An 8,845-nucleotide genomic window follows, 5' to 3' on the forward strand; every position below is an offset into this window, starting at 1 on the left:
ATGCAAATAGAAATATTTAAATCAAAAATTCACCGGGTAAAGATCACGCAGGCTGAACTGCACTATGTAGGAAGCATCACCATTGACGAAGATTTAATGGAGGCCGCCAACATTATTGAAGGGGAGAAGGTACAAATCGTCAATATCAACAACGGTGAAAGGTTGGAGACCTATGTGATCAAAGGTGAACGTGGCAGCGGCATGATTTGTCTAAACGGTCCTGCCGCGCGAAAAGCCCAGGTTGGAGATGTTGTCATTATTATATCTTACGCGATCATGGACTTTGAGGAGGCAAAAAGCTTTAAGCCAACGGTGATTTTTCCTGATCAAAATAATCGTCTCAATTAATGCCAAAACTCTTATAAGCAGCCGTTGGTTAAATATATAAAATACCTCATATCTCTGATCGTAGCAGGGACTATATTATGGTATCTCTTTAAAGATGAAGATCTTCCCGCCCTTTTGGAACAAGCCAAAACCGCCAATTATTCGTGGATCTTCCTTTCCATCTTCCTGGCCATGGTGAGCCATTTTATCAGGGCCTACAGATGGAAATTATTTGTAAAACCCATGGGCTTTGAAATAGCTGCCTTCCGTTCATTTCTGGCGGTGATGATTGGCTACGTCTCGAACCTTGTATTGCCGAGAATGGGCGAAGTAATCAAATGCGGGGCATTAAAAAAAATGGAAGGCGTGCCCGTATCGAAATCTCTTGGCACTATCATCACCGAAAGGGTCATCGATTTACTTTTCCTGATGCTGTTGCTCGGTATTACCTTTCTGGTGGAATACGGACGGCTTAAGGACTATCTGTACAATCTTTTTGGCGACAAATACCAGTCTGTTTCAGGTAATTTTTCTATCAGCTACTGGTTTTTGATTTTTGGCATTTTGCTGTTCGGAGGCCTTTTTTTTCTTTATAAAAAAAGGGGGATTTTCAGAGACAATCACCTCTATATAAAGGCCTTGGGCTTTACCAAAAATGTGATAGAAGGGCTGACAAGCATCAGGAAAATCGAAAACCAATGGGGCTTCTGGATTTCTTCCCTGGCGATATGGGTGCTGTATTACATCATGAGTTACGTCGTAGTGTTTTCCATACCGGAAACCAGTGGCCTGTCACCCGTTGCCGGGTTGACCATATTGGCGATGGGCAGTATCGGCATGGCCGCGCCGGTGCAGGGTGGCATCGGTACTTATCACTTTATGGTAAGCAGTGTTTTGGTACTATACGGCATCGATCAGTCAGACGGAAAATTGCTGGCCACACTTTTGCATACCTCTCAATCGTTGGGTGTAATAGTGGTAGGCGTGGTGAGTTTATTCATTTCAACAACATTGCAAAAGAAAGAAGAGCCCAGTGTGGCAACCAATTTAAATTAGGTAGTATTGTCATGGCTATGACCAGTTTGAAGTTCAGGAAAGCTCTTTTTCTGCCGATTTGGCAGAAAAAATCATTGGATTAAATTTTGCTGCATTAAATGCATTGAGATTAATGAAATTTTGAATAAATTTTAACCGTGGTTAAGATTTAAATAATTAATTAACTAAAAAATTAAAAAATGGCAGGAATTTGGATAATTGCTATAGGTTTTATGCTTATCAGTATGTTGGTAAGCGGCCGGTTGAAAAGTAAATTTAAGAAGTATTCCCAGATGCATTTGCAATCCGGATTGAGTGGAAAGGAAGTAGCTGAGCTGATGCTTGCCGACCATGATATACACGACGTAAAAGTTATATCCACTCCCGGGCAACTTACCGATCATTATAACCCACTTACAAAAACCGTCAATTTAAGCGAGCCGGTTTACCATGAAAGGAATGCCGCCGCGGCTGCAGTCGCTGCTCATGAATGTGGTCATGCCGTACAGCATGCCACGGCCTACAGTTGGTTGACGATGCGTTCGAAACTGGTGCCGGTAGTTAGCTTCAGTTCAAGGTATATGCAATGGGTGCTGCTGGCTGGAATTTTGTTGGTACAGACAACCCCAAACATATTGCTGATCGGCATCATCATGTTTGCCCTGACGACCTTTTTCAGCTTTATTACGTTGCCGGTAGAATATGATGCCAGTAACAGGGCTCTGGCCTGGATTGACAAGAGAAACATTGTCACCACCCAGGAGCACAGGGCGGCAAAAGATGCCTTGAAGTGGGCCGCAAGGACTTACGTGGTGGCGGCAATAGGTTCACTGGCGACCCTTTTATACTACATCATGATTTTTATGGGAAGACGGGATTAATCCCGCCGGTTTTTTAGCCCGTGTATAAAATCAAAATTCATATATTTGCGGAAATTTAGATTAAACAGCATAAATATATGAATTTTGATTTGACAGAAGAACAGGTTGCCGTGCGTGACGCCGCACGTGACTTTGCCAACTCGGAGCTGCTTCCGGGTGTAATTGAGCGGGATGAAAAGCAGCAGTTTCCTACTGAACAAATAAAAAAAATGGGGGAACTCGGGTTCATGGGAATGATGGTGGACCCAAAATACAACGGAGGGGGCATGGACACGGTTTCCTATGTATTGGCTATGGAGGAAATATCGAAAATCGATTCCTCAGCTTCGGTATGCATGTCAGTCAACAATTCATTGGTATGCTGGGGGCTGGAAAAATACGGAACCGAAGAGCAAAAACAAAAGTATTTAACAAAACTGGCCACCGGGGAAAAAATAGGGGCTTTTTGCCTTTCAGAGCCGGAGGCAGGTTCTGATGCCACTTCCCAAAAAACCACTGCTGAGGATAAAGGCGACCATTACCTGTTGAATGGCACTAAAAACTGGATCACCAATGGTAACTCAGCGTCCGTTTACCTAGTTATTGCGCAAACCGATCCCGAAAAGGGTTACAAAGGTATCAATGCCTTGATTATAGAAAAGGGAATGGAAGGCTTTGTAGTAGGCAAGAAAGAGGACAAGCTTGGAATCAGGGGATCAGATACTCATTCGCTGATGTTTACTGACGTAAAAGTGCCCAAGGAAAACAGGATTGGTGAAGATGGCTTTGGTTTTAAATTTGCCATGTCGACCCTCAACGGCGGACGGATAGGCATCGCAGCACAGGCGTTGGGTATCGCATCCGGAGCTTATGAGCTGGCCTTAAAATATTCAAAAGAAAGAAAAGCATTTGGGGTGGAAATCTCAAAACACCAGGCCATACAATTTAAACTGGCGGATATGGCTACAAAAATTGAAGCTTCGCGTTTGTTATGTTTGCAGTCAGCCTTGCTCAAAGATCAGAAGAAAGAATTTGGCAAACAAAGTGCTATGGCCAAGTTATATGCTTCACAAACCGCTATGGAAGTGACTGTCGAGGCAGTACAGGTACACGGAGGTTACGGGTACGTAAAAGAGTATCACGTGGAGAGACTGATGAGGGATGCAAAAATCACACAGATTTACGAAGGCACCTCCGAAATCCAAAAAATCGTCATTTCCAGGGAACTCTTGAAATAATATAATTTGTAAAAAAAAAAATAATCTTTCATTTTATTTTTTACACAATTTTTATAATTAGTGTGATTATTTGATTATTTGTAAAAAAGTATTAGATTTGTACAAATATTTTTATATATAGTTATATTTTTACAATTAATTACTCATATAAAGATCGATGGAAGATTATAACAAAATCATTGAATCATTGGGTGTTCGCTTTATAAAAGCTAAAAATATTAAAATTTTACACCCCTTGACTATCGAAAACTTTTATGACGTTGAGAACACACTCATCCTTCCCAAAAAAGGTGAAATAAAATTTGGCAAGGACAAGGAAGTGGTAAAAGAAGGTGAACTTTTATTTATTCCGGGCGGTAAGATGGTTTCCATCACTTATGGTAGCGGGGAGCCGATGAGGCTTTCCAACGACGATTTTATAAGTAACCGCGAACGGTATTTTCAACCTTTAGCCCTACATGATGATGGCACGGCTGAAAATTTTAGCTACATTACCTTCGAAGCCAAGGTGTTTGACTCTGTCAACTTTTTTGCCTCATTGGACATCCCCCCCTTTAGCATCAGAGATGAGAAGATTACAACCCTGCTAAAAAGTGTTATCGGGGAAGACCTTTCGGAAAATGCCGGCAAGGGCCGTGTGGTTAAGATATGCACTGATTATCTGGTGGTTGAAATTGTGAGGTATATTTTGAAAAACAGGTTATTTGTGGAACAACTGGCCACGAATAGCACCTATTTTAAAGACCCCAGGCTGATCGATATCTTTGCTTTTATAAAGGAGCAGATCGGTGGGGACCTGTCCAACAAGGTACTGGCCAACGTTGCCAACGTTTCAGAAGACTATGTGGGGCAGTATTTCAAAATGCTGACAGGTATTAATCCTCAGGATTATATTGAATACCAACGGATGGAAAAGGCCGTAACCTTGTTAAGAACCACCAAAAAGAGCATTCGCCAGATTGGTAAAGAGGTAGGGTACAAAGACACCGCTTACTTTTGCAGAAGGTTTAAAATGATGTTTGGTATCCCAGCGGGTAAAATGAGAAGAAGGGAATCACTTATGAACGTTTAAGGATTCATTTATTTCATTGATCCTGTCGGATACTTCAATGAGCAGTTCCGGTTTTTCTTCAATGCCATTGCCGATAACAATCATATCGGCACCGGCTGAGAGGATATTTTCTGCTTTTTCCCCGGAATTGATTCCCCCACCCACAATCAGCGGCACGCTAACCGACTTCCTGACCATGCTAATCATTTTATTAGAAACCGGCATCTTTGCCCCGCTCCCCGCGTCCAGATAAATCAGGCGGAGACCCAGCATTTCCCCCGCCATAGCGGTACAAGCCGCTACTGAAGGTTTTTCATAGGGAATCGGCTGGGTATTGCTCATGTATGATACGGTAGTTTGATTCCCTGCATTTACCAGAATATACCCCGTAGATAAAATTTCCATCGTAAGCTTCTTGAGTATAGGTGCCGCCACAACATGCTGTCCGATCAGAAGCTCGGCATTACGCCCGGAAATCAGCGACAGAAACAAAATAGCATCCGCCTCGCTGACAATCTGCATATTACTGCCAGGGAAAAGCACCACAGGTATATTGGAATTATCTTTTATGACAGACAGGATTTGACTTATGTTGTTAGTGGTGATTAAACTGCCACCAAGAAAAAAGTAATCCACTTTATTTTCCTGGCTCATATTAAGTACCTTAACCAGTGAGCGGCTATCTGCTACTTTATCGGGATCGATTAAAACCGAAAAAGATTTGCGCCCCTCCCTTTGTCTACTGCTGAGCTGACGGAGTATCTCCATTTTCATATTCACTTTCTAAATTTTGTAAGAATTCCTGTATCTTCTGTTTGGCAATTCCTATCAAAAACAAAGCAATCGACTCTCTTATCATGCGCACAATGGAAGACTCGCTTTTGTTATGAACAGGCGTCAGTGTTGCCTCATTTTCCTGCATGGGCATATCTTCTTTCTCCATAAACAGTTTGTAAAAACTGTAACCCACAAATATTATCCCACCGATGATAGCCGCCCCTTTAAGCCAGCTTTCGGCTTCCTGCTTCAACGCTGTCAGCTGATCTTCCAGGGCCTCCTGATAGTCGGCGTTGGTCTGCATTAATCCACGACGATCCGGGACAAGGTGACCCGATCCGTTGCTAATACGGATCTCATTGCCTTCATGTGTCTCCTTTTTCATTCCAAATGTTTTTTAATTTGATCGCTTACAAATTTTTTCAGCATTTTATTGTTCCTCAACAAATATATCAACCCGATCAAAAGCAGGTAAAAAACAGCTATGATACCATAGCCTATAAAGGTACTGGAAAACAATTGATTTAAATAATTGGCCAGGGTAATGCTTGCAAACATAATCGTTGAAAATAATAAAAACATAACGACTATAAAAACAACCATTTTGGTTAAAACCTCCGTAAACTCGTCCCTGATGTCCAATTTGATCAACTCAATCTTGGTTTCAAGAAATCCGATCAGGTTTTTGACTAATTTTTGTGGTTTTGAAAGTTCTGTCAAAATTTTCACGTTAGGATGATAAAACTTTTAATAAATCTATGAAATTATTATAATAATCAAGTCAATTCCGGACAAACTTATCTGCCGGGCTTTGGTGCTTATTTCCCAACCGATCGATATTTAAGTACCGTAAATGCCTGTTTAAAACTTAAAATATTTTATTTTGCCTGAAAATGTTATTGAGTGACCTGAAACATAGATGCAAGTAAAGGTACAAACAAGCCAAAATGTTTATATCCACTACGAATTAGCCAGTTTGGGGGCAAGAATCGGCGCCTATCTGATCGATGGTCTTATCATGGCTGCCTACATTATTGCGGCTTTGATCGGCTACTTTCAACTATTCGGTGATGCTGAACCGTGGATTTTACTGATTTTTTATATCCCGGTAATGCTCTATCACCTCGTCAGTGAATTGTCGATGGACGGACAAAGTATTGGCAAAAAACAACTTTCCATCAAGGTGATCAAATTGGATGGCACCCAACCCGGTCTGGGAAGTTATTTGTTGCGGTGGATACTCAGGCCGGTGGATTTTCTTTTTTATGGTGCCACAGCTATCTTGTGTATTGTCATCGGTGGCAAAGGACAAAGGTTAGGGGACCTGGCCGCCGGTACTACAGTGATCAATACCAAAAAGAAGCCGGTAATGCCCAACAAAAACGTGTTAAAAGAAGGTATTAAAGAGGACTATGAGCCTACTTTCAGACAGGTGACCAAGTTAAGCGAACAGGATGTACAGCTCATCATGGAAGTATTGACAGCCTACCGGAAAACGGGTGATGTCAGAGCCGTGGAGACGCTTACAGAGAAAACCAGACAACTACTGGAAGTAAACACCGATTTGCCACCTGTAAAATTTTTACATACTGTGGTTAAGGACTACAGCCACATTACCGCCAATGCCTGACGAGTCACCGCCCAACCTTCGATCCTACACCCGCCACCAACTTGCCCTTCGTAACGGACAGGACAGACCGGAAATATGGGTCGCTTACAAAGGTTTGATCTATGATGTGTCCGATTCAAGACTATGGAAAAATGGCCGGCATTATGAACATTGGGCCGGGCAGGATCTTACAACGGAACTTTCCGATGCACCACACACGGATAACGTTTTCGATAAATTTAAAGTAATAGGCCGGATTGTGCAAAACTGATATTAAAACTTAAAACGGATATGAAGCTTATAGCAGACAGTGGGTCTTCCAAAACAGATTGGCGTGCAATTCATGCTGACGGCACCATTCGGCAATTCAAATCAGGAGGCATTAACCCTTTTTACCAGGACGAGGACGAAATCAGTGAAGAACTAGCCAAAAACTTCCGGCCCCAGATACAGGATCAGGTGAGTGAAATCTTTTTTTACGGGGCCGGATGTGTCAATGAGGAGAAACAGGATGTGTTGAAAAATGCTTTAACCAAAAATTTTCCCGGGACTATGGTCCAGGTAGAGAACGATATTCTGGGTGCCGCAAGGGCATTGTGCCATCGTGAGCCGGGCATCGCCTGTATTCTGGGTACCGGAGCAAATTCCTGTTTGTATGATGGAGGGAAAATTGTAGAAAACATTCGCGGATACGGATTTCTGCTGGGTGATGAGGGAAGTGGCTCCTATCTTGGAAAACAACTGGTGATCCGTTATTTAAGAAAAGAGTTACCAACTGAATTACACAAAAGATTTAAAAAAAGATACCCCATGACAGACGATGAAATTCTGAATGAGGTACATACCCAACCTTATCCTAACCGCTACCTGGCATCATTTTCCAAATTTCTGTTTCATCATATCCGGGACCCGTATGTTTATCAACTGGTTTATGACGGGTTTGCACTTTTTATGGATAAAAATGTTCTTAAATATAAGAATGCTGACCAGTACAAAGTTCATTTTGTCGGATCAATTGCTTTTTATTACACCAATATCCTTCGACAAGTGGCGAATGACAAAGGGATCACTGTTAAAAACATCCTCGAATCCCCTATCGCAGGCTTAACCCTATACCATCAATCTGACCTCGACGGCTAATAAATTTCATAATAATTTAATATCTCTGTGACCTCAAGTGGAGGGAAATGTTTAATTTTAAATATTAATAGTGATATTTTGAATGCACGAGATAGAGCCTTTTTATAACTGGAAAAAGTACTACGCTCCGGAGGAGGATGTCAACTCCCCGTTTTATGGCAAGGAATACAACTATGAGCTGTATTCTGAGACCATTTACGGATATTACATCGATCCTTCCTGGGATTTTATGGGTTCTGAGACACTGTATATCAAAATCTTGTTTGCAGACTATCATAAAGGTTTTATCATCATCGAGTTTATAGGCGAGTGGAACGACGCGCTTAACAACGATATCATGCATCTCAAAAGAAATATTGTGGATCATTTTAATCCGATGGGCATTAAGAAATACATCCTGATCGGGGAAAATATTTTAAATTTTCACGGTTCGGATGATTGCTATTATGAAGAATGGTTTGAGGATGTGGAAGATGACATAAATGGTGAAGTCCCCGGCTGGATTGCGGCAGTTAACTTCAGGGATTTTGTCCTGGAAGAATGGGGCAATTATAACATTGATACATATATTAATACCGGCGGCAGCTTGCAAATCAATAACTGGAGGACGCTGCATCCTCAACAGTTTTTTGAATTAGTCAATGGGCTGATCACCAGGAGAATTTCACTTATCTAGCCATCTGACCTCCGCCATTTTGGGTACCAGGTATTTCTTCCCGTTTTTCAGATCCTTACATACTGCCCTGGTGCGATTATTTTTAAGTTTTTCAAACCCTCTGCCGTCAATTTCAAACCTACCCCCTACAGG

General features: G+C 41.8%; 12 protein-coding genes. 9 read left to right on the plus strand and 3 right to left on the minus strand.

The features are described from left to right. The 5 genes from panD (at position 1) to AC04NP_RS25495 (ending at position 4,532) form a co-directional block, all read left to right on the plus strand. On the plus strand, positions 1–348 hold the full coding sequence (gene panD, locus AC04NP_RS25475) for an aspartate 1-decarboxylase (protein WP_482862860.1): 348 nt from the start codon (positions 1–3) through the stop codon (positions 346–348). A 24-nt stretch (positions 349–372) separates the two neighbouring features. Then, positions 373–1,383 carry a lysylphosphatidylglycerol synthase transmembrane domain-containing protein gene (locus AC04NP_RS25480; RefSeq protein ID WP_482862861.1) on the plus strand — a complete coding sequence of 337 codons (1,011 nt, stop codon included), beginning with the start codon at positions 373–375 and terminating at the stop codon, positions 1,381–1,383. Positions 1,384–1,562: 179 nt separating this feature from the next. Continuing rightward, complete coding sequence (locus AC04NP_RS25485) at positions 1,563–2,243, plus strand: zinc metallopeptidase (protein WP_482862862.1); 681 nt, start codon at positions 1,563–1,565, stop codon at positions 2,241–2,243. 77 nt (positions 2,244–2,320) lie between these two features. Next, positions 2,321–3,460: an acyl-CoA dehydrogenase gene (locus tag AC04NP_RS25490; RefSeq protein ID WP_482862863.1), complete on the plus strand. Its 1,140-nt coding sequence runs from the start codon at positions 2,321–2,323 to the stop codon at positions 3,458–3,460. A 157-nt stretch (positions 3,461–3,617) separates the two neighbouring features. Next, positions 3,618–4,532, plus strand: a complete 915-nt coding sequence (locus AC04NP_RS25495) for a helix-turn-helix domain-containing protein (protein ID WP_482862864.1) — start codon at positions 3,618–3,620, stop codon at positions 4,530–4,532. Here the strand turns inward: AC04NP_RS25495 and AC04NP_RS25500 are convergent. The 3 genes from AC04NP_RS25500 to AC04NP_RS25510 are packed head-to-tail and all read right to left on the minus strand — an operon-like array spanning position 4,515 to position 6,017. Then, positions 4,515–5,285, minus strand: coding sequence for a phosphoglycerol geranylgeranyltransferase (locus tag AC04NP_RS25500; protein ID WP_482862865.1), 771 nt, complete (start codon positions 5,283–5,285; stop codon positions 4,515–4,517). The genes AC04NP_RS25495 and AC04NP_RS25500 overlap by 18 nt on opposite strands. Further along, the gene (locus tag AC04NP_RS25505) at positions 5,251–5,673 is read right to left on the minus strand and encodes a hypothetical protein (RefSeq protein ID WP_482862866.1); all 423 of its coding nucleotides are present in this window, start codon (positions 5,671–5,673) and stop codon (positions 5,251–5,253) included. The genes AC04NP_RS25500 and AC04NP_RS25505 overlap by 35 nt, the downstream gene beginning before the upstream one ends. Then, a complete protein-coding gene (locus tag AC04NP_RS25510) occupies positions 5,670–6,017 on the minus strand; it encodes a phage holin family protein (RefSeq protein ID WP_482862867.1) in 348 nt (115 codons plus the stop codon). Before AC04NP_RS25510 ends, AC04NP_RS25505 begins: the two co-directional genes overlap by 4 nt. Before the next feature lie 190 nt (positions 6,018–6,207). Between AC04NP_RS25510 and AC04NP_RS25515 the strand changes: the two genes are divergently transcribed. The 4 genes from AC04NP_RS25515 (at position 6,208) to AC04NP_RS25530 (ending at position 8,713) form a co-directional block, all read left to right on the plus strand. Further along, complete coding sequence (locus AC04NP_RS25515) at positions 6,208–6,918, plus strand: RDD family protein (protein WP_482862868.1); 711 nt, start codon at positions 6,208–6,210, stop codon at positions 6,916–6,918. After that, a complete protein-coding gene (locus AC04NP_RS25520; protein WP_482862869.1) occupies positions 6,911–7,168 on the plus strand; it encodes a cytochrome b5 domain-containing protein in 258 nt (85 codons plus the stop codon). The genes AC04NP_RS25515 and AC04NP_RS25520 overlap by 8 nt, the downstream gene beginning before the upstream one ends. A 20-nt stretch (positions 7,169–7,188) precedes the next feature. Beyond that, a complete protein-coding gene (locus AC04NP_RS25525) occupies positions 7,189–8,037 on the plus strand; it encodes an N-acetylglucosamine kinase (protein WP_482862870.1) in 849 nt (282 codons plus the stop codon). Positions 8,038–8,119: 82 nt separating this feature from the next. Continuing rightward, positions 8,120–8,713 (plus strand): hypothetical protein, encoded by a 594-nt coding sequence (locus AC04NP_RS25530; RefSeq protein WP_482862871.1) that lies wholly within the window; start codon positions 8,120–8,122, stop codon positions 8,711–8,713. Positions 8,714–8,845: the final 132 nt, after the last annotated feature.

This window comes from Agaribacillus sp. DX54, from assembly GCF_056858335.1.

Bases quoted from the DNA above. Each gene is read 5' to 3' on its own strand.
- AC04NP_RS25490 (WP_482862863.1), top strand. From the start codon at position 2,321: ATGAATTTTGATTTGACAGAAGAACAGGTTGCCGTGCGTGACGCCGCA.
- panD (WP_482862860.1), top strand. From the start codon at position 1: ATGCAAATAGAAATATTTAAATCAAAAATTCACCGGGTAAAGATCACG.
- AC04NP_RS25520 (WP_482862869.1), top strand. From the start codon at position 6,911: ATGCCTGACGAGTCACCGCCCAACCTTCGATCCTACACCCGCCACCAA.
- AC04NP_RS25495 (WP_482862864.1), top strand. From the start codon at position 3,618: ATGGAAGATTATAACAAAATCATTGAATCATTGGGTGTTCGCTTTATA.
- AC04NP_RS25500 (WP_482862865.1), bottom strand. From the start codon at position 5,285: ATGAAAATGGAGATACTCCGTCAGCTCAGCAGTAGACAAAGGGAGGGG.
- AC04NP_RS25515 (WP_482862868.1), top strand. From the start codon at position 6,208: ATGCAAGTAAAGGTACAAACAAGCCAAAATGTTTATATCCACTACGAA.
- AC04NP_RS25530 (WP_482862871.1), top strand. From the start codon at position 8,120: ATGCACGAGATAGAGCCTTTTTATAACTGGAAAAAGTACTACGCTCCG.
- AC04NP_RS25505 (WP_482862866.1), bottom strand. From the start codon at position 5,673: ATGAAAAAGGAGACACATGAAGGCAATGAGATCCGTATTAGCAACGGA.
- AC04NP_RS25485 (WP_482862862.1), top strand. From the start codon at position 1,563: ATGGCAGGAATTTGGATAATTGCTATAGGTTTTATGCTTATCAGTATG.
- AC04NP_RS25525 (WP_482862870.1), top strand. From the start codon at position 7,189: ATGAAGCTTATAGCAGACAGTGGGTCTTCCAAAACAGATTGGCGTGCA.